This window comes from Nocardioides bruguierae (assembly GCF_023656415.1).
Taxonomy (GTDB): Bacteria; Actinomycetota; Actinomycetes; order Propionibacteriales; family Nocardioidaceae; genus Nocardioides; species Nocardioides bruguierae.
The window spans coordinates 18,043-37,504 of record NZ_JAMOIL010000035.1 but is presented as its reverse complement, the minus strand read 5'-3'; the positions used below and the strand labels follow the sequence as shown (position 1 = coordinate 37,504).

22 protein-coding genes and 1 tRNA gene are annotated in these 19,462 nt (G+C 69.7%); 6 read left to right on the top strand and 17 right to left on the bottom strand.

Features of this window, described 5'->3' with window-relative positions; genetic code table 11:
* Positions 1 to 30: 30 nt before the first annotated feature.
* The 6 genes from M8330_RS19400 to M8330_RS19375 all read left to right on the top strand — a co-directional run bounded on the left by M8330_RS19400 (position 31) and on the right by M8330_RS19375 (position 5,165).
* Complete coding sequence (locus M8330_RS19400; protein WP_250054720.1) at positions 31 to 300, top strand: hypothetical protein; 270 nt, start codon at positions 31 to 33, stop codon at positions 298 to 300.
* Positions 301 to 304: 4 nt separating this feature from the next.
* On the top strand, positions 305 to 1,684 hold the full coding sequence (locus M8330_RS19395; protein ID WP_250828669.1) for an FtsK/SpoIIIE domain-containing protein: 1,380 nt from the start codon (positions 305 to 307) through the stop codon (positions 1,682 to 1,684).
* A 1-nt stretch (position 1,685) separates the two neighbouring features.
* Positions 1,686 to 2,012, top strand: coding sequence for a WhiB family transcriptional regulator (locus M8330_RS19390; RefSeq protein WP_250828668.1), 327 nt, complete (start codon positions 1,686 to 1,688; stop codon positions 2,010 to 2,012).
* On the top strand, positions 2,009 to 3,556 hold the full coding sequence (locus M8330_RS19385; protein ID WP_250828667.1) for a replication initiator: 1,548 nt from the start codon (positions 2,009 to 2,011) through the stop codon (positions 3,554 to 3,556). Before M8330_RS19390 ends, M8330_RS19385 begins: the two co-directional genes overlap by 4 nt.
* A gap of 182 nt (positions 3,557 to 3,738) precedes the next feature.
* Positions 3,739 to 4,023: a helix-turn-helix domain-containing protein gene (locus tag M8330_RS19380; protein WP_250828666.1), complete on the top strand. Its 285-nt coding sequence runs from the start codon at positions 3,739 to 3,741 to the stop codon at positions 4,021 to 4,023.
* On the top strand, positions 4,020 to 5,165 hold the full coding sequence (locus M8330_RS19375) for a tyrosine-type recombinase/integrase (RefSeq protein WP_250828665.1): 1,146 nt from the start codon (positions 4,020 to 4,022) through the stop codon (positions 5,163 to 5,165). Before M8330_RS19380 ends, M8330_RS19375 begins: the two co-directional genes overlap by 4 nt.
* Positions 5,166 to 5,504: 339 nt before the next feature.
* Here M8330_RS19375 and M8330_RS19370 read toward each other — a convergent pair whose 3' ends face one another.
* The 17 genes from M8330_RS19370 to M8330_RS19295 all read right to left on the bottom strand — a co-directional run bounded on the left by M8330_RS19370 (position 5,505) and on the right by M8330_RS19295 (position 19,458).
* Positions 5,505 to 6,305 (bottom strand): PD-(D/E)XK nuclease domain-containing protein, encoded by an 801-nt coding sequence (locus M8330_RS19370; protein WP_250828664.1) that lies wholly within the window; start codon positions 6,303 to 6,305, stop codon positions 5,505 to 5,507.
* A gap of 333 nt (positions 6,306 to 6,638) precedes the next feature.
* On the bottom strand, positions 6,639 to 7,304 hold the full coding sequence (locus M8330_RS22770; protein ID WP_372490271.1) for a metallophosphoesterase: 666 nt from the start codon (positions 7,302 to 7,304) through the stop codon (positions 6,639 to 6,641).
* A 22-nt stretch (positions 7,305 to 7,326) separates the two neighbouring features.
* Positions 7,327 to 8,100 carry a nucleotidyltransferase domain-containing protein gene (locus tag M8330_RS19365; protein ID WP_250828663.1) on the bottom strand — a complete coding sequence of 258 codons (774 nt, stop codon included), beginning with the start codon at positions 8,098 to 8,100 and terminating at the stop codon, positions 7,327 to 7,329.
* A 268-nt stretch (positions 8,101 to 8,368) separates the two neighbouring features.
* Positions 8,369 to 8,442, bottom strand: a tRNA-Pro gene (locus tag M8330_RS19360).
* A gap of 120 nt (positions 8,443 to 8,562) precedes the next feature.
* Positions 8,563 to 9,504, bottom strand: a complete 942-nt coding sequence (locus tag M8330_RS19355; RefSeq protein WP_250828662.1) for a hypothetical protein — start codon at positions 9,502 to 9,504, stop codon at positions 8,563 to 8,565.
* Between the two features lie 97 nt (positions 9,505 to 9,601).
* Positions 9,602 to 10,240: a class I SAM-dependent methyltransferase gene (locus M8330_RS19350; RefSeq protein WP_250828661.1), complete on the bottom strand. Its 639-nt coding sequence runs from the start codon at positions 10,238 to 10,240 to the stop codon at positions 9,602 to 9,604.
* A complete protein-coding gene (gene der, locus M8330_RS19345; protein WP_250054731.1) occupies positions 10,237 to 11,625 on the bottom strand; it encodes a ribosome biogenesis GTPase Der in 1,389 nt (462 codons plus the stop codon). The genes M8330_RS19350 and der overlap by 4 nt, the downstream gene beginning before the upstream one ends.
* Positions 11,622 to 12,455, bottom strand: coding sequence for a lysophospholipid acyltransferase family protein (locus M8330_RS19340; RefSeq protein WP_250054733.1), 834 nt, complete (start codon positions 12,453 to 12,455; stop codon positions 11,622 to 11,624). The genes der and M8330_RS19340 overlap by 4 nt, the downstream gene beginning before the upstream one ends.
* Positions 12,452 to 13,204, bottom strand: coding sequence for a (d)CMP kinase (cmk, locus tag M8330_RS19335; RefSeq protein WP_308196008.1), 753 nt, complete (start codon positions 13,202 to 13,204; stop codon positions 12,452 to 12,454). The genes M8330_RS19340 and cmk overlap by 4 nt, the downstream gene beginning before the upstream one ends.
* 11 nt (positions 13,205 to 13,215) lie before the next feature.
* Complete coding sequence (locus M8330_RS19330; RefSeq protein WP_250828660.1) at positions 13,216 to 14,319, bottom strand: prephenate dehydrogenase; 1,104 nt, start codon at positions 14,317 to 14,319, stop codon at positions 13,216 to 13,218.
* Between the two features lie 91 nt (positions 14,320 to 14,410).
* Positions 14,411 to 15,004, bottom strand: coding sequence for a TetR/AcrR family transcriptional regulator (locus tag M8330_RS19325; RefSeq protein ID WP_250828659.1), 594 nt, complete (start codon positions 15,002 to 15,004; stop codon positions 14,411 to 14,413).
* Positions 15,005 to 15,116: 112 nt separating this feature from the next.
* Positions 15,117 to 15,887, bottom strand: a complete 771-nt coding sequence (locus M8330_RS19320) for a pseudouridine synthase (RefSeq protein ID WP_250054739.1) — start codon at positions 15,885 to 15,887, stop codon at positions 15,117 to 15,119.
* The gene (gene scpB / locus M8330_RS19315; RefSeq protein WP_250828658.1) at positions 15,884 to 16,687 is read right to left on the bottom strand and encodes an SMC-Scp complex subunit ScpB; all 804 of its coding nucleotides are present in this window, start codon (positions 16,685 to 16,687) and stop codon (positions 15,884 to 15,886) included. Before scpB ends, M8330_RS19320 begins: the two co-directional genes overlap by 4 nt.
* Complete coding sequence (locus tag M8330_RS19310; RefSeq protein WP_250828657.1) at positions 16,684 to 17,601, bottom strand: segregation and condensation protein A; 918 nt, start codon at positions 17,599 to 17,601, stop codon at positions 16,684 to 16,686. The genes scpB and M8330_RS19310 overlap by 4 nt, the downstream gene beginning before the upstream one ends.
* Entirely contained in the window at positions 17,598 to 17,999 is a 402-nt protein-coding gene (locus M8330_RS19305) for a hypothetical protein (protein WP_284704975.1), read from the bottom strand. The genes M8330_RS19310 and M8330_RS19305 overlap by 4 nt, the downstream gene beginning before the upstream one ends.
* Before the next feature lie 2 nt (positions 18,000 to 18,001).
* On the bottom strand, positions 18,002 to 18,880 hold the full coding sequence (locus M8330_RS19300) for a ParA family protein (RefSeq protein WP_250054746.1): 879 nt from the start codon (positions 18,878 to 18,880) through the stop codon (positions 18,002 to 18,004).
* 278 nt (positions 18,881 to 19,158) lie between these two features.
* The gene (locus tag M8330_RS19295; protein WP_250828655.1) at positions 19,159 to 19,458 is read right to left on the bottom strand and encodes a GNAT family N-acetyltransferase; all 300 of its coding nucleotides are present in this window, start codon (positions 19,456 to 19,458) and stop codon (positions 19,159 to 19,161) included.
* Positions 19,459 to 19,462: the final 4 nt, after the last annotated feature.

Sequence of the window (19,462 nt, the reverse complement as noted above, 5' to 3'; positions counted from 1 at the left end):
CCTCACCGTCACCGTCCCGGTGATGAACCGATGAGCCGCGCGGGAGCCCCTCGGGAGTGGCTCATGTTCACCGGCATCCGCAACAGCGAGGACGCGGCCGCCGAGCTGATCCGCCTGGTCAAGCGCATCGACGAGGCCGGCGACCTCGTGCAGTACGTGCTGCGCAACCTCGCCGGCTGCCCGTCGGACGACACCGAGGAGATGCTCCGCGTCGCCCGCTCGGCGATCACCGAGGCGATCGAGAACCTCCAGGCCGCCGCCGGCGAGCTGCGTCGCTGCCCCGACCCGGACGTGGCGTGACGTCATGCGTGCGCTGAAGGAGATCGGTTCGTGGGGACGTGGGTTCCTGCTCGTGACCCGTAAGCAGCCCGGTGTCATCGTGCTCGTCGTCGCCGTGCCGTGGCTGGTTCGCCCGTCGGCCGTGCTGGTCGCCGCGACGGTGGCGGGCCTCGTTGTGGTGATCACAGCGATCCGGTGCTGGGCCCTCACGCGACCGGTCTCCTTCGGCCACGCCACCGCGCTGCCCCGCACGTGGTGGTGGCGCCGTCAGGTCCGCGAGGTCTGGCCCGATGTCGCCGCCGCCCGTGGGCTGGATGTTCATGGGCTTCCCGAGCTGCGCAGCATCGCCGGCTTGTGGCCGCACATGCGGGTCACGGTCCGCCCGGTCCGCGGGCAGATGATCGAGGAGTACGACGCCGCCGGCCCGGCCCTGCAGACCGCCCTCGGGATCGCCCGGGTCCGGTGCGAGCCTCGCGGGTTCCGCGACGTCGTCCTTCACCTCACGGTGGGCGACGACCTCCGGCGCCCGTTCGCCGCCACGGCGCGAGCCGACGTCCTGGACCTCTCGTCACTGCCCCTGGGGCGTACCGAGCGTGGCGAGACCTGGCGGCTCCCCCTGGGCCCGCACACCCTGGTCGCCGGCTCCTCCGGCTCCGGCAAGGGATCGGTGTTCTGGTCGATCGCCTTCGCCCTCGCCGGCGCCGTGCGCGAGGGACGCGTGCTGCTGCACGGCATCGATCTCAAGGGCGGCATGGAGGTCCTGATGGGGCGCGAGCTGTTCAGCACCACCGCCACGGACGCCGGCACCGCTGTCGCCTCCCTCGAGCACCTCGTGACGCTCATGCGGGAACGCAACCTGGCCTACGCCGGCAAGGTCCGCAGCCACCGCCCCAGCACCGCCGAGCCGCTGCACGTCGTGATGATCGACGAGCTCGCCGCCCTCACCGCCTACAGCACCGAGCGCGACCTCCAGCGCCGAGCCGAGGCAGCGATCAACCTGCTCTGCTCCCAGGGTCGAGCCACGGGATTCGTGTTCATCGCCTGCCTCCAGGACCCCCGCAAGGAGGTCATCCCCTCACGCGGACTGTTCACCCAGACCATCGGTCTGAGACTCAAGGACGCCTCCGAGACCGCCATGGTCCTGGGCGACTCCGCCGCCACCACCGGCGCGGCCTGCCACCGCATCACCCGCGACGTCCCCGGCACCGCCTACGTCGTCCCCGAGGACGGCGGACCCGCACTCCGCGTCCGCGCCGGCTACGCCAGCGACGACGCCATCCGCAATGTCGCCCAGCGCTTCGCGACCTCGACCCACCTCGACGTCCCGCCCCTGGCCGTCGACGACTCCGTACGACGTCCCCGCCGCCCCGCCCGCGACACGACCGCCGATCAGGAGGCGAGCTGACATGCGTCATCAGGCCACGCCCACCCCCTCGAAACTGGCCGTGCAGGAGTCCTGGCTGGCCGAGGCCCGCTGCCGCGACGCCGCCGATCTGCCGTGGATCGCCGAGCCCGTCGCCCGGACGATCGACCAGCGCCTCGAGATGGCCGGCATCTGCCTGACCTGCCCCGTCAGCCACGACTGCGAACGCACGGCCCTCGAGCTCGGGGTCACCTCCGGCTTCTGGAACGGCCGCGACCGCACCCCGCTCCCCCACCAGTGCCACGCCCACCAGAGCGACGGCGACCACCGACACGACCAAGCACCCGACCATGGCTGGGGTGCAGCATGATCGACCGCGGCATCACCACCGACACTCTGCGCGACCTCGCGCAGCAGCACGGCGTCTGCATCCGCCCTGTCGTCCACGAGGTCGCCGACACCGTCACAGGCCAACTGCACCTGGTCTCCACCCCGTGCGGCGCCACCCTGGCGTCCAAGTGCGAGCCCTGCGCCCACCGGAACAGGGTCCTGCGGATGCAGCAGTGCCGCGAGGGCTGGCACCTCCAGGACGAGCCCGAGCGGCGCCCGACCGAGGACCCGGCCGATGACCCGGCCGATGACACCGAGGACCCGGAAGACACCGAGGCCGCCATCGAAGAGCCCAGTGACGCTGGCGACCGACGCGTGCGTTCCACCCGCCGCCGGCAGGACGCCCCGGACCTCCCCCGCGTCCCGATGGACCACCGGACCATCGGCCAGACCTTCACCACCCCGAGCGGCCGGACCTACCGGCCCTCCATGTTCGTCACCTTCACGCTGCCCTCCTACGGCCGCGTCCGCGACGACGGCACCCCGGTCGCCCCGGCCCGGTACCACTATCGCCGCGCTGCCCTGGACGCGCTGCACTTCCCCAAGCTCATCGACCGCGTCTGGCAGAACCTCCGCCGCTGCACCGGCTACCAGGTCCAGTACTTCGCCGTCATCGAGGCCCAACGCCGCCTCGCACCCCACCTCCACACCGCACTACGCGGAGCCATCCCCCGCGAGCTCCTCCGCCAGGTCGCCGCCGCCACCTACCAGCACGTGTGGTGGCCGCCCTTCGACGTCGTCCGCTACCCCCAGCACGCCCTCCCCCTCTGGGACGGCACCGACTTCGTCGACCCCACCACCGGCAACCCCCTGCCTACCTGGGCCCAGGCCCTCGACAGCCTCGACCAGCAGGGCGACGCCGCCTCACCCGCGCACACCCTGCGGCTGGGCAAGCAGATCGACATCCAGGGCGTCGTCGCCGACGAGGACGACGCCGACCGTCGCGTCGCCTACCTGACCAAGTACCTCGGCAAGAGCCTGTCCGAGCCCACCACCCCCGGCACCCACCTCACGCGCCGCCAACGCTCACACGTCGACCGCCTCCTCGCCGAGCTGCGGTGGCTGCCCTGCTCACCACGCTGCTGGAACTGGCTGCGCTACGGCGTCCAACCCGACGGCGCCACCCCCGAGGCCCTCCCCGGCTCCTGCCCCGGCAAGGCCCACGACGAGCAGCACCTCGGCTGCGGCGGACGACGCGTCCTGGTCTCCCGCCGGTGGACCGGCAAGACCCTCACCGACCACCGTGCCGACCGCGCTGACGTGGTCCGTCAGACCCTCGAGGCCGCCGGGATCGACTCCGTCGAGCTCGACCGCCTCGCCGCCGACACCAAACGCCCCGATGGCCGGCCCCGGTATGAGTGGCGGCTCTGGAACGCCCACGAAGCCCCCGTCCCGGTGTACCGGATCGTGCTCACCCGCGCCATCGCCGAACGCATCCGCTGGCAGGCCGACTACCAGTCCGCCAAGGCCCAGCTCGGCCTCGCCACCACAGCCCCGTCGACCGGACCTCCCGCGTCCTCCTGACAACCCGCCGATCTCTGCGGACCCGGAGGGCGGTCAAGGGAGAGCGAAGCGAACCACGTAGTGGCACGAAGTGCCCTTGACGGACCTCCGGGTCCGCAGACCATCCCCACGTCAGGAGGACGCCCCACCACCGGGCCACCCCACCACACCGCCACGACCAGTACTCATCTCGGGAGCCCCTCATGGACTACCTCTTCAACCTCGACACCGCCCGCCAAGCAGTCGACGACGTCGACGGCACCGTCACCATCAAGCCCAACGTCTGGCTCCTCACCGCCGACGACATGCCCCCCATGCTCTTCACCCCCGAGGACGTCGCCCGCCTCCTCCACGTCGGCCGGCCCATGGTCTACAACCTCATGAACTCCGGCGAGCTCCGCTCCATGAAGGTCGGCCGCTGCCGCCGCATCTCCGCCCGAGCCCTCGCCGACTACGTCGCCGCCATGGACCAGGACGCCTTCCAGTGACCAAGGCAGTCAACGGCTCCGGTGGCATCTACAAGCGACCCAACGGCCGCTGGCAAGGCCAGGTCTGGGTGACCCAGACCGACGGCAAGCGCGTCCGCAGGACCGTCAGCGGCGTCTCCAAGCGGGAGGTCGAGCTCGCAGTCGGAAAGCTCGTCCAGGAAGAGAACCGCGGCCGCCGGCAGGCACCCCGCGCGATGACCATCGAGACGTACATGGACGAGTGGCTCCACCAGATCGTCGTGCACCGCGTCCGCCCGACCACGCACAAGACCTACGTCTTCATGGTCAACCGATACATCGTGCCCGGCATCGGCAAGACGAAGATCGACGCCATCACGGCCCGACAGCTGCGCCTCTTCTACGACAAGCTCCGCAAGGCCGGCACCGGCGAACGCACCATCCGGTACGTCCACACCACCATCCGTGCCGCCGTCGAGGACGCCGTCCGCGAGGAGATCCTCGACAGCAACCCCGCCAAGCTCGTCCGACTCCCGGCGGCGCCGAAGACGGAGGTGAAGCCTCTCGACGTCGACGAGATCAAGCAGCTTCTCCGCTTCCACCGAGACAAGCCGCACTACGCGCTGCTGGTGACCCTGGCACTTCTCGGCCTACGACGCAGCGAGGCCCTCGGCCTGCGCTGGGAGGACGTCGACCTCGACGGCGAGACCCTCCAGATCAACCGCGGCCTGCACCGAATCGACGGCCAGCTGACCACGATGCCCACCAAGACAGCCCGCTCCCGCCGGACCGTCCCTCTCCCCGGGCTTGTCCTCACTGCCCTCAAAGACCAACAACAGCAACAGGCCGACGAACGCGACAAACACGGCATGGACTGGCAGGACACCGGCTACGTCTTCACCACTGGCATCGGCACCCCGCTGGACCCCCGAAATACCACGCGCCTGGTGCAGGCAGCCTGCCGAGCAGCTAACGTCCGAGTCGTCCGGCTCCACGACTTCCGACACGGATGCATCTCGGTACTGCTTTCATTGAATGTTCCACCTCGAACCGCGATGGAAATCGTCGGACACTCAAGCATAGAAATGACAATGAATGTCTACGGCCACGTGTCTCAGACTGACCGACGCGCAGCCCTCGATCAAATAAACGACCTATTCTCGCGCCATCCTGGCACCGCGTGATGGTTTACGGGACGGCAGGCGTACTGAAAGCCAACAACCGACCAAGAAATCCTATCACGCAGGCCCCAAAAACTAGTCTATATCCCGACAGCTAATGAACCGAGCAGGAGCAGAACATCCCCTGACATAGGTAACAAGCAGGCCGACCGCTACAACGTGAACACCCGTTGCAGAACTGGGCATCAACGTGGGTTTTCGCCTCACTTTCCAAGTACGAGCGCCGACACGACGGACAGATCGCCTGCCCATCGCACACAGGTTCTTTCATACGTGACCCTCCAAATAAGTGCTGGCAAATCAGCTGGCTCGCAACATCATTGAACTGGTCGAGCAATTCACTCATCTATCAACTATGCGGACGGTGACGGTTAGATCTGGATGACTATTCTCCCTCTGTAGGTCGGCTTCAATGCCTCGCGGTTCCTCGATATGTCCGTCATGGTCGAAAACTAGTACAATCAGGTGTCTAACATCGGAATGCTTTTGATATCGATCCCTATCGACGGCCAACTGCTCCCCGACCTTCGCGTCCGTTAGCGAGGAAGAGGCATGTTTGAGCTCGATTGCAAGACCATATCCGGGGATAACGAAATCTATCCGACTATTTGACCCTGCATAGGACGGCGTGTAGTCCTCCGCTCGGACATCATCGAAGAACTGCGCCAGCAGTGCCCGCAGCAAGAACTGATCATCATATTCATTATTGAAGGGCACGCCGGCCCCCCCCCCGTGGGGATGCTTCCGCAGCCGTCTCTGAACGAGCAAGAACCGCTCTGCCAGCGTGAGAATGAGTTGAACAGCATCTAGTCGCCCTCCAGCGAAAGACACCTGGCCCGCGCTGACAGCCGTTTTTGCTGAACCATCCAACAATCTTCTGAGCAGCGTCCCGATGATTCCAGCCTTCGCCGCCGAAGAACGACCGAGTGCCGCCCAGTTTCCCGAATCGTAGGCCTCAGCCTCCTCTCTTCCGGTGCGAAATGAGCGCATATCAAGGCCATTAAGCTGCGCCATGCTCTCAAGCTTGCCATGGGGGGCATACGATTCACCGTAAACGGCGCCAAACAGGTCGTCAACGTCGTACCGCTGCCGCGGCACGTCGAATGGCACCGGATCTGCAGTCAGATAATTCCAACGCTTCACGAGAGCATCGAAACCAAATTCCGGCCTGTCCATGTTCCAATGTAGAACATGCGCGTCCTGGCGAGATCGTAGAACCTCAAACAGTCGCCTCAACAGGTAGATCTCAGACTCTTGAGCCGACGCCCCGGGAGGACAGTCCGCCCGGCTAAAGCCAATGAGCTCACCCGTCTTGAGGTCCGAGATTGCCGCACTAGCAATACCTGGGGGATGATCTGTGGCAGTCAAGAAAGACTCACAGGCATAGTGAACAGCTATTACGCCCTCTCCTCCCTCAAGCGCGCGCCGCAACGGAGCAAGGGAGGTCACCTCAACGTCCATGAATACGCTCCACTTTTAGTACATCTCCATTTTCTTGGACGGCCAGTACATGACCGAAAGGGGCGCTCCAGGAATGGATCCACACCCAGTGTCAATACAGGCCATCGAGTCCGTGACCCACGGTCTTCCCGTCCGCTGAACATAGTGCCCGAATATCGTAAACTTGTTGGGAAAAGGCCCGTTATAACTGAACAACTCGCGATGGCCGGACCCGCGTACAGCATCGCCATCACGGCAGCCGACTCTCGACGGGTCAAATCCGGCGTGAGTAATCAGCAGCTGATGATCCTCATAAAAATCTACCGTCGAGTTTAGCAGCGAAAGATGAGCTTCCGGAAACAAGTCCCTGAATTCCTCAAATCCTCCCTGACTCTCAGACATGTATGACCTTACAGTAGCAATCCCGCCATGCCCGACGAGAGCAGCTATATCGCCGTAGTTCAAGAAGTCTAATAGAACCTGATCGTGATTGCCTCGAAGAAGCGTAAGTCGCTCACCGAATTCGCGCTTGAGTTCCAGCAGCTGATCGATTACACCTCGAGAGTCAGGTCCACGATTCACGTAGTCTCCCACGAACACGATTTCCACCGACTGATTTCGTATAGCCTGGATTGCTCGTGACAATTTTACTGATTCTCCATGCACGTCACCGATAACTACCAAGTGGTCTATAGACGGCATCTGCACCACCACATTGACGGCGTCATGCAAGTGGCAACGTGAGTGCAGTATATTCGAGTTCACCTACAGCGCCAGCAAAACTCTCGAGGAGCGCACCTGCAAGCGGATGCTCGACGCCCGTCCAAAGTACCGCTTCCCCGAACGTTCGCGGCTTCACTTTTGGTGGCAGGACGCCTGCACGATCCAGCATGATTTTTGAAAACGTGTCGAACATTTCGTACGTCACAGTCTTCTCGCGAATGGATAGACCCACATTTGGTAGATCCACACTGTTGGCGGCACGCACGACATCGAACTCAATTTCGCCACGCATGGCGCATTCCGCATATATTAATGTGCGCAGAACATAGGCATATACTCGTGATTCACTTGGTTCACCTCGACGTGAACCGTCGATACCAAGAACAGAAACCACTATAGCTAGTTCTCGGCGAAGGGCTGCGTAATCTCGCGGATCACGATACATGGCGAAGATGTCCTTTGTGAGCCCATCATCATCGCGAAGGATGACGGCCTCATATTTGAGGTGCCGCATATAGAGGCTCCCCCTGCTAGCCAACTGCTCTAGATGTCCAAACGTGTACGCGGCCACATTTATGTTATCCACAGAGTAGCAATGCGGATTAGTCTCCACTACTTGGAGAACGTCGATGTCACTGTCAGCGCGTGCATCACCTCGAGCGCGACTCCCATAGAGGAGGACAGTTGACTGATCTCCATGGAGTCGCTCCAGCACCCACTTGTACTCGTCTCCACCGACGTCACAACGCTCCACGGGTCCGAACGCCACAGTCATGGCCTCAGGCTAGGGGATACAACGGACAGTCGAGTGGACGTTGGGGCTGGCATCCAAACGACTGGCCGGCTCGGCGTCTCCTCGGCCGCCGGCCCTGAAGTGAGGCTGGCATCACGAAACGATCTGGCCGATCCCATCCATTCACGTACCCAACTGGCCATGGGGTAGCAGCAGGGGTAGCAGCAGGGGTAGCAGCCGATGGATGCCAGGGACAACAAAACCGCCTCTGACGTCTGCGTTTCCGCAGGTCAGAGGCGGTTTGGTTCGGTCGGGCTGACAGGATTTGAACCTGCGACCCCTTGACCCCCAGTCAAGTGCGCTACCAAGCTGCGCTACAGCCCGAAGCTGGTTCACCGGATCGCGGTGGACCAGCACGGGAACACTACAACAGACCCTCTCCGAGGCCGGAATCGGCGCCCCCGAGGGCCACGCCGACCTGGTCCGCCGACGGAGATCCCCAGGTCAGCGGGTCTCCATCGAGTCCCGGTCCACCCGCAGCGACGAGGTGTCGACGGCCACGAACGCCGACGCAGGGATCTCCTTGAGGTCTGCGACGAGGCGCGACGGCCAGTGCGCGTTCCGCTCTCCCTGGAAGTACCAGGCCGACCCGTTGTCGGCCAGCACGAGCCCGTACGTCTTCATGGCCCGCACGACGCGGCGGGCGTACCGCCCCAGGTCCGAGGCGTCGTAGGAGGCCCGCAGTCGGAACCTCGCCCCCATCGGCGGCGCCGAGACCGCGTCGGTCGAGCCGGCGTGGTGCCGTGCAGGCCACAGGTGCGCCCGGCGCGTCACGGGCACGGTGAACCGGATGGCGTGGTCGATCCGGTTGCGCCGCACCTCCCGCCACCGCAGCAGCCCGGGCAGGATCGGCAGCCCCGCCGCGTCCGCAGAGGTCCACCCGTCGGGCCGCAGGTCGTTCGAGCGCAGCGACCACACCGCGCCCGATCCGGCACGCCACCTGCCGTCCACGCGTCGGGTCGCCCACGTCTCGTAGAGGCGGCAGGCGGAGCGGTCCACGACGATCGCGTGGCGATCGCCAGATGAACGATGCCCGCCCTCGATCCGCGTGTCACGACCGAGGGGGTACCGCACCCGGTCGCTCTCGTCGGCGTAGGTGAACCGGACCCGCACCCGCCGGTGCTCGGCGTCCACGACCGTGACGGGTATGCCGTAGTCCACTCCCCCGGGGTTCGGCCCGAAGTCGGGGTGCAGTCTGCCGTCGGTCCCGATGGTGCGCAGCCACGCCCGCGAGCGCGCGTGCACCGGCAGACCGCGCACGGAGGTGTTCCACCAGCTCGACGCGGGGAACACGCGGCACCCCGCCACCGGCGCGGACGCGGCGGGCAGCGCCACCAGCAGGGGCATGACCAGACCCAGGACGACGACGGGGAGCACGCGCCTCATGCCGCGAGGCTAGGAGCGAACCTGCGAAACTGAGAACAGTGGGTGCGCCTGCTGCCACCTGGTGACAGCAGACGCACCCACTGATCGAGAAGAGCGCTCAGCGGCGCCGCAGCACCACCCAGGTGAAGGGCTGCACGGCGTCCCACGGCGTGTGGTGCTCGGCCTGCTCGGTGTGCTCCAGGTCGAACGCCGACCCGAACGCCTCCGCGAGGGAGGACGAGGACCAGCGCTGCACCGGCAGCCCGGAGCACGACTCCGGGCCGTCGGGCGCGAACGCGCCGAGCACCAGCGTCCCACCGGGCCTCACCGCGCCCGCGGCGGCGGCCACGTAGGCGGCCTGCTGCTCGGGCGAGGTGAGGAAGTGGAAGACGGCCCGGTCGTGCCACACGTCGAAGACGTCCTCGAACGCGTACGTCAGGACGTCGGCGGCGATGGTGGTCAGGGCCGTGGACCGCTCGTCCAGCCGGGCGGCGGTCAGCGACAGCGCGCGCAGCGACAGGTCGAGCAGCGTCACGTGGCCCACGCCGGCGTCCAGGAGGGCGTCCGGCAGGGTCGACGCACCGGCCCCCACGTCGATGACCGAGGCCGGCACGCCGTCGCGCAGCACGAGCCGCGCGGAGACGGCCGGCGTCTCCTCGTACCAGGACACGTCACGCGGACCACGCTCGGCGTAGACGCCGTCCCAGTGGGCGACGGGCGCCGTGCCGCGAGGGTCGCGCGGAGCGGAGGCGCTCACGAGCGCTTCCGCTTCTCGCGCACGCGCTGCTGCAGGATGATCGGCGACCCGACGAAGCCGAACTCCTCGCGCAGGCGCCGCTCGATGTAGCGCTCGTAGCCGTCGTCCAGCTTGCCGGAGGTGAACAGCACGAAGGTCGGCGGAGCCGTGGAGGGCTGGGTCGCGAACATGATCTTCGGCTGCTTGCCGCCGCGCACCGGGTGCGGGTGCTCGGCCACGAGACGCCCGAGGAAGGTGTTGAGCGCGCCGGTGCCGACGCGGGTCTCCCAGCCCTCGAGAGCCCGGTCGAGCGCGGGCACGAGCCGGTCGACGTGCCAGCCGGTGCGGGCGGTGATGTTGATCCGCGGCGCCCACTGCACCTGCACCAGGTCCCGCTCGACCTCGCGCTCGAGGTAGTAGCGGCGCTCCTCGTCGACGAGGTCCCACTTGTTGAACGCGATCACCAGCGCGCGGCCGGACTCGCGGACGGTCTGGAGGATGCGCACGTCCTGCTCGGAGATCGACTGCTCGGCGTCGACCAGCAGCACGCAGACCTCGGCCCGCTCGATCGCGGCGGAGGTGCGCAGCGAGGCGTAGTACTCGTGCCCCGAGGCCTCCTTCACGCGCTTGCGGATGCCGGCGGTGTCGACGAAGCGCCAGGTGCGCCCGCCGAGCTCGACCATCTCGTCGACGGGGTCGACGGTGGTGCCGGCGACGTTGTCGACCACCGAGCGCTCCTCGCCGGCCAGCTTGTTGAGCAGCGAGGACTTGCCCACGTTCGGCTTGCCGACCAGCGCGATGCGGCGCGGGCCGCCGACCTCGACACCCTCGGGCATCGGCGGCGTCTCGGGCAGGGCCGCCAGGACGGCGTCCAGCATGTCGCCCGACCCGCGGCCGTGCAGCGCCGAGACCGGGTACGGCTCGCCCAGACCGAGGTTCCACAGGCCGTAGGCCTCGGACTCGGTGCGCAGGTCGTCGGTCTTGTTGGCGGCCAGGACGACGGGCTTGCCGGCCTTGCGCAGGATCTTGACGACCGCCTCGTCAGCGTCGGTGATGCCCACGGTGGCGTCGACGACGAACAGGACGGCGTCGGCCAGGCTCACGGCGATCTCGGCCTGGGCCGCGATCCGCTCGGCGAGGCCGCGGGCGTCCGGGTCCCAGCCGCCGGTGTCGACGACCGTGAACGACCGGCCGTTCCAGTCGGCGTCGTAGCTGATCCGGTCCCGAGTCACGCCCGGGATGTCCTGCACGACCGCCTCGCGGCGGCCGATGATGCGGTTCACCAGGGTGGACTTGCCCACGTTCGGGCGGCCCACGACGGCCAGGACCGGCGTCGGGCCGTCGGCGCCGGGACCATCGGGGCCGGAGCCCTCCGGGCCCAGGGGGGCGTCGGCGTGCTCGGTCATGCTTCTCCTAGCTCGCTGACCGTGGTGGCGGTCAGAGGATCGGGTTCGAGGTCCCCGGCCGGGAGCGGCCCGGGGAGGCGACGGCCGGTCTCGGCCTTCGCGGCGGCCAGCTGCTCGCGCAGGTACCGGTGGAGCAACACCGTGGTGGCGTGCACGTGTTCCTTGGTCCGCGGCCAGGGCGTCTGCTCGACGCTGGTCGGCTCGCCGAAGACGATGTCGAGGCGACGTCCCCACGGGGGCAGGGAGCCGCTGCGTCCGCCCGGCTCCCGCGTCCCGAAGAAGGTCACCGGCACGACCGGCGCACCGGTGACCATCGCCAGGTAGGCGACGCCCGTGTGGCAGCGCCGCATCTCGCCGTCGCCGCGCCGCCCCTCCGGGAAGATCCCGACCGAGCCGCCGTCGCGCAGCACCCGCAGGCACGTGCGCATCGCCGCCGTGTCGGCACCGAACCGCTGGAGCGGGACCTGGCCCGAGTGCAGGAGGAAGGTGCCCAGCTTGCCGCCGAACAGCTCCGACTTCGTCAGGGCGTGCACCGGCAGCGGCGCGAACATCGCCAGCAGCGGACCGTCCGAGGCCCCCACGTGGTTGGCGGCGAAGATCACCGGCCCCTGCGGCACGCGGTGCTCGCCGTGGACGCCCATGTCCCACCGGCGCCGCACCAGGAACCGGGAGACCGGCCGCAGCGGGTAGAGCAGGTGGCGGGCGGGGTACGGCGTGGTGTCGGTGCGCGGCAGGTCGGTGTGGACGGCGGCGCGCTCCCGCGGCCGCAGGGGTCGACCAACCCGCGCGCCCAGCCCGACCTTGGAGCCGAAGCCCGTCAGCAGCGTCACGACGACCCCACGGCGGAGCCGGTGGCCGCGCTCACGACCAGGCCGCTGACCAGGCCGATGACCTCGTCGAGGGTGAGGTCGGTGGAGTCCACCTGCACCGCGCCGTCGGTGATCGTCAGGGGGCTGGTGGCGCGACCGGAGTCGATCTGGTCGCGGTTGCGCAGGCTCGCCTCGACGGCGGCGGCATCCGAGCCGCCCTCCTCCAGCGCCCGGCGGCGCGCGCGGGCCGACGGGTCGGCGGTGAGGTAGACCTTCACCGGTGCGTCGGGGGCGACCGTGGAACCGATGTCGCGGCCCTCCACGACGATGCCGCGGCCGCCGAGGGCCGCGGCGATGGTCTCGCGCTGGAGGTCGACGAGGCGGGCCCGCACGGCCGGCACGGTCGCGACCGGGCTCACGGCGCCGTTGACGGCCTCGCCGCGGATCGGGGCCGAGACGTCGGTGCCGTCCACCGTGATGGTGGGGCCGGCGGGGTCGGTGCCCGAGACGAGGTCGGGCTCGCCCGCGCGCGCCGCGACGGCGTCCGCGTCGTGCACGTCGACGCCGTGCTCGAGCATCCACCAGGTCATCGCGCGGTACTGCGCGCCGGTGTCGAGGTAGGCCAGGCCGAGCCGCTGGGCCACGCCGCGGCAGGTGCTCGACTTGCCCGAGCCGGACGTGCCGTCGACCGCGACGACGATGCCGGCGGTCGGGGGGAGCTCCGAGGTGCTGCTGGGCGAGTGCGTCTGGGGGTCGGGGGCGCTGCTCACGGGGCGTGAGCCTACCGCTGGACGGTCCAGCCTCTCGACTCCAGAGCGTCGCTGAGGTGCTCGCCGCGGCGCTGCGCCACCACCAGCTCGACGAGACCGGCCTCGCGGGAGGTGTCGTGGTCGATGCGGATGTCCTCCACGCTGACCTGGCTGGCCACCGCGTCGGCCAGCAGCCGGGCCAGCTCGCCGGCCCGGTCGGAGACCGTCACCCACACCGAGGTCATCGGCACCGCGGGCCCGCCGTGCTTGCCCGGGATCGACCTCGTGCCCTCGACGCCGCGTTCCAGGATGCCGTCCAGGGCCGCGGCGTCGCCCGAGCCCACGGCCTCGATCAGCCGGTCCAGCTCGCCGCGCACCTCGGTGAGCAGCTCGACCACCGCCGCCGCGTTGCCGCCGACGATCTGGCCGTACAGGCGCGGGTCGCCCGCGGCCACCCGGGTCACGTCGCGCACGCCCTGGCCGGCCAGCGCCAGGTGGTTGTCGGGCGCGCCGGAGAGCCGCCCGGCGACCAGCGCCGACATCAGGTGCGGCACGTGGCTGATCCGCGCCACCGCCCGGTCGTGCTCGGCGGGGGTCTGCCACGCGGGCACCGCGCCGCAGACCTTGATCAGCTGCTCCACGAGCTCGACGGCCGCCACGTCGGCGTCCGCGTGCGGGGTGATGGCCCACGGCCGGCCCTCGAAGAGGGACGCGTTGCCGGCCGAGGGCCCCGACCGCTCCGAGCCCGCCATCGGGTGGCTGCCCACGTAGCGGTGCACCTGGGTCGGCGCGCCCGCGAGGACGCCGGCCAGCGGGGCGGCCTTCACCGAGCCGACGTCGGTCACCACGGTGCCGTGCTCGAGGGTCGCCACCAGCACGTCGGTGATCACGGTCCCCAGCGCGGACGGCGGCACGGCGACGACCACCAGCTGCGGGGCGTCCTCGGGCAGCCGGGGGCGACCGGCGCCCAGCTCGGCAGCCGTCGCGAGGTGCTCGGCCGAGGCGTCGGTGAGCAGCACCTCCAGGCCGGCGCGGCGGCACGCCAGGGCGACCGAGGTGCCGAGCAGCCCGGTGCCGACGACCTCGACCGGCCCGGACAGCGTCATGCCGTCCGTGCGCTCGCTCGCCTGGATCACGCCTGCTCCCCTGCTGTGTTGCCCGTGCCGTCCACTGCGGTCGAAGGCTACCCAGCCAGGCGTGGCCAGGCGGCCGCGTACCGGTGGGCGGTCAGGCGAGCACAGACCGGACCAGCGCCACGCCGGCGTCCCGGGCCCGGAGGAAGCCGTGCGGGTCCGCGCCCATGCCGACGACCACCTGGGCGCCCTCCAGGAGCGCCAGCAGCTGGGTGGCGAGCGCGTCGCGGTGCTCGGCCGGCACGCCGGCGTAGACGAGCAGGCCGGAGAACAGGTCGCGGGTCCAGCGCTTCTGCTCCGCGACCAGCGGGTACGCCGGGTGGCCGGCGGTGTTGATCTCGGCGTGGGCATTGACGACCGGACAGCCGCGCCACACCGGCTGCGCCGCGGCCCAGGCCCGCGTGCCGTCGTAGACCGCTGCCACCCGCTCGACCGGGTCGCGCGCCTCGTCCAGCGCCGCGACGAGCGCGGCGCGTCGCTGCTCCTCCCGGGAGCGCAGGTACTCGGCGACGAGCCGCTCCTTGGAGCCGAAACGGTCGTAGAGCGTCTTCTTCGTGACGCCGGCGTGCTGGGCCACCGTGTCGACGCCCACGGCCGCGATCCCGCGCTCGTAGAACAGCGCGGCGGCGGCCTCGAGCAGGTCGTGGGCCTTGGGCGTCCACTCGACGGGCTGGTCCTGGGCGAGCACGGGACCGAAGGTAGACAGGTCGGTCTACCGCGTCATACCCCGATCTGTGTATCCATCCGCGCCTGTGCGGCGACCCCGGCCACACCGGTCGGTGTACTCCCGGCAGCGGCCGTCAGAGCTGGGCGCTGTCCAGCAGCTCGCCGAGCTCCTCGCGGGTCAGGTCCCGCATCTCGCCGCTCTTCAGCGTGCCCAACTGCACCGGTCCGATGGCGGTGCGGGTCAGGCGGGTGACGGGGTGACCGACGTGCTCGAGCAGCCGCCGCACGATGCGGTTGCGGCCCTCGTGGATGACCAGCTCGACGATGCTGCGGCCCGGGTGGTTGCGACGGTGGCCGCCGGAGATGACCTTGCACTTCGACACCGCGACGGGCCCGTCCTCCAGCGTCACGCCGGCCAGCAGGTCCTTGACGGTGCGCGGGTAGACCTCACCGTCCACCTCGGCCACGTAGGTCTTGTCGACCTCGAAGGAGGGGTGCGCGAGCCGGTTGGCGAAGTCGCCGTCGTTGGTGAGCACCAGCAGCCCTGAGGTGTCGGTGTCGAGCCGGCCGACGTGGAAGAGCCGCTCGGGGCGGTCGGCCACGAGGTCGGTGAGGCACGTGCGGCCCTCGGGGTCGGACATCGTGGACACGACGCCGCGCGGCTTGTTGAGGACCAGGTAGACGTGCGGGGAGACGGGCGGGAGCCGGCGTCCCTCGACCCGGATGACGGCGGTGGTCGGGTCGACCTTCGTGCCGAGCCGGGTCACGACCTCGCCGTCGACCTCGACGGCGCCCTCGAGCATGAGCTCCTCGCAGCGACGCCGGGAGGCGACCCCGCTGGAGGCCAGCAGCTTCTGCAGCCGGACGAGGCCCTCGTCGTCGGTGGGCAGGTCGGGGCCGGTCACGCGGTCTCCTCCGGGTCGGGCTGGTCGTCGGGCCCGTGGTCGGGCTGAGCGCCCCCAGTCTCCCCGGTGGCCGGGCCCGCGGGCGATTCCTCGGTCCCCGTGTCCCCCGGCTCCCCCGCCGCCCGCCGCGGCAGGCCCGGCGAGGCGAGCGCCGACTCGATCTCGTCCAGGTCCTCCATGTCCGGCAGGTACGGGGCCAGCTCGGGCAGCTCGTCGAGGCTGAGGATGCCGATGCGCTCCAGGAAGTAGGCGCTCGTGCGGTAGAGATGCGCGCCGCTCACCGGATCGGTGCCGGCCTCCTCGACCAGCCCGCGGGTCAGCAGCGTGCGCATCACGCCGTCGACGTTGACGCCCCGCACCGCCGAGACCCGCGCCCGGCTCACCGGCTGCTTGTAGGCCACCACGGCCAGGGTCTCCAGCGCGGCCTGCGTCAGCCGCGACTGCTGGCCCTCCAGCACGAACTTCTCCACGACGGCCGCGTAGTCCTCACGCGTGTAGAAGCGCCAGCCGCCGGCCACCTGGCGCAGCTCGAAGCCACGACCCTGCTCGGTGTACTCCTCGGCCAAGAGCTGCAGGGCCGCCACCACGTCGCCGACGGGGTGGCCGAGCACGCCGGCCAGCCCGATCGCGTCCAACGGCTGGTCGGCCACCATGAGCACGGCCTCCAGCGCGGGTCGCAGCGCGGACGCCGGCACCGCCGGCGCGGCCTCCTCGCTGCCCGGCCGGCTCTCCTGCTCGGTCCCCGGCAGGGCGTCCTGGCTCGCGTCCTGACTCACGTCCTGGCTCACGTCCTGGCTCACTCGTCCTCCTCCTGGGCCCTCACCGCGACACCGGTGACGGCGGTACCGCCGGTCGGGCCCTCCGGGGTGCCCTCGAACTCGTCCACGTCGATGACGTCGGCCTCGACCTCGCCGGTCCACCGCACGGTCAGGTCGCCCAGGGGGGTCACCTGCTCGAAGGAGATGGCGCTCTCGCGGAACAGCTCCAGCAGCGCCAGGAACCGCGCCACGGTGGTCAGCGTGTCAGGCGAGTCGGTGGTGAGCGCCCGGAACGTCAGGGCGCCCGCGTCGCGCAGCCGGGCCATCACGATCGCGGCCTGCTCGCGCACGGAGACCGCCGGGGCGTGGATGTGCTGGAGCGTCACCTCCGGCACCGGCTTGGGCGCCAGCGCGCCTGCGGCGAGCTTGGCGAACTCCTCCAGCCCGATGCCGATCAGCACCTCCGGCAGCAGCGCCGAGTACCGCTCGTCCAGGCCCACGGCCCGGGGGTAGCGCTTGGCCTCCTCCGCGAGCCGGGAGGAGAGCACCCCGGCCACCTGCTTGTAGGCGCGGTACTGCAGGAGCCGGGCGAACAGCAGGTCGCGGGCCTCCAGCAGCGCCAGGTCCTCCTCGTCCTCGACCTCCGCCTGCGGCAGCAGCCGCGCGGCCTTGAGGTCGAGAAGGGTGGCCGCGACCAGCAGGAAGGACGTCGTCTCCTCCAGCTCGCCGCTGGACCCACGACCGCCGGTGCTCGTGCGCGGCCGGTCGCGCATCGCCTTCACGTGCGCGATGAACTCGTCGGTGACCTGCGACAGCGCGACCTCGGTGATGTCCAGCTTGTGCTTGGAGATCAGCTGGAGCAGCAGGTCGAAGGGGCCCTCGAAGTTGGCGAGCCGGACCGCGAAGCCGGACTCCTGCTCACCCTCGGGCACGACCGGGGCCGCGGCCGTGCTCACTCCTGGCGCAGGCGGCGCACGAGCGCGCTGTCCTCGCCCTGCTCCTCGAAGTCCGCCAGCACCAGCGCCAGCGCCTCCCGCACGAGGCGGCCACGGTCGACCCGCGCGCCGGGCGTCCCGCGCAGGGCCAGCCGGGCCTGCTCGATCCGCAGCAGCTCGTCGGAGGAGAGGTAGACCGTCATCTTCTCGTCGTGCCGCACCCGGCCGCTGGGCTTGCCGGCGGGCGGCTCCGCGACCGGAGCCGACGCCGCAGCGGCCGGTGCCGCGGGGGCCGGTGCCGCGGGCACCGGTGCTGCCGGAGCCGGGGACCCCGCCTCGTCCACGCCCTGCTCCCCCGGCTCGCCGCGCTGGGCCTCGCCGTCGGCGGTGGGGCGGAAGAGGTCGTCGGCGGTGGGCATGCTCACGCGTCGTGCCACCGGCTGATCACCTCCCGGGCGAGCTGGCGGTAGGACTCCGCGCCCGTGGACGAGGACGCGTAGGAGGTGATCGGCTCGCCGGCCACCGTGGAGTCGGAGAACTTCACGGTGCGGCGGATGACGGTGTGGAAGACCGTGTCGCCCCAGGCCTGCACCAGCCGCTCCATCACCTCGCGGCTGTGCAGCGTGCGACCGTCGTACATCGTGCCGAGCACGCCGTCGACGTGCAGCTTCGGGTTGAGCCGCTGCTTGACCTTGTCGATGGTCGTCTTGAGCAGCGCCACGCCGCGCAGCGCGAAGTACTCGCACTCCAGCGGCACCAGCACGCCGTCGGAGGCGGTGAGGGCGTTGATCGTGAGCAGGCCCAGCGAGGGCTGGCAGTCGATGAGGATGACGTCGTAGGTGGCCATCGCGGGGGCGAGCACCCGGGCGAGCGTCTGCTCGCGGGCCACCTCGCCGACCAGCTGCACCTCGGCGGCGGAGAGGTCGATGTTGGAGGGCACGAGGTCCATGCCGTCGACGCCGGTGGGGACGATGACCTCGTCGACCGTGCAGTCCGGCTCCATCAACAGGTTGTAGACGGTGGCGTCCATCTCGTGCGGGTTCAGCCCCAGGCCGACCGACAGCGAGCCCTGCGGGTCGAAGTCCACCAGCAGGACGCGGCGGCCGTACTCGGCCAGCGCGGCGCCCAGGTTGATCGTGGTCGTCGTCTTGCCGACCCCGCCCTTCTGGTTGCACATCGCGACCACCCGCGCCGGCCCGTGGCCCGTGAGCACGGGCGGCTCCGGCAGCTCCGGCATCCGGCGGCCGGTGGGGCCCACGTCTGCCGGGTCGTCGCCGTCGAAGGGCAGGGCGTCATTCACGTCTGGTCGTCTTCTCTCTCATCGTCTCCCGCACGCACCCGAGAGCGTGCGGCGGTCTCTGCCCACCATTGTCGACAAGGCGACCGCCCGGCGAGCGTAGGAGGGTCGGTGTGGCGCGTCCAGATGTGGCGACTTCTCCCCCGGACGGCGGCCCGCGCTGTGCACCCGGGCGCGCTCAGGTGCACATGCCGGCGGCCGGCTGTGGAGCAATCTGTGGACGGCGCCCGGCGTGTCGCCGGGGTCGTGGCCGACCCGGCTCAGGCCTTGACGGCTGCCGCTCAGCCGCGGACGAGGTCCGCCAGCTCGGGGTGCTTGCGCACGTACCCGGCCATGAACGAGCACTGCGGCACCACGCTCAGCCCGGCCTCGCGGGCGTGCCCGAACGCGGCCTGCGCCAGCACGGAGCCCACGCCCCGGCCGCCGAAGGCCGGGTCGACGACCGTGTGGGTGAGCGTCATGGTCTCCCCGTCGAGCTCGTACTCGGCGACGCCGGCCTCCGCCGGGTCCGCGCCCTCCTGGACCAGCGCCACGAACCGGGACTCCTCCGCACGGTGCTCCACCGTCACTGCGTCGCTCATGCGG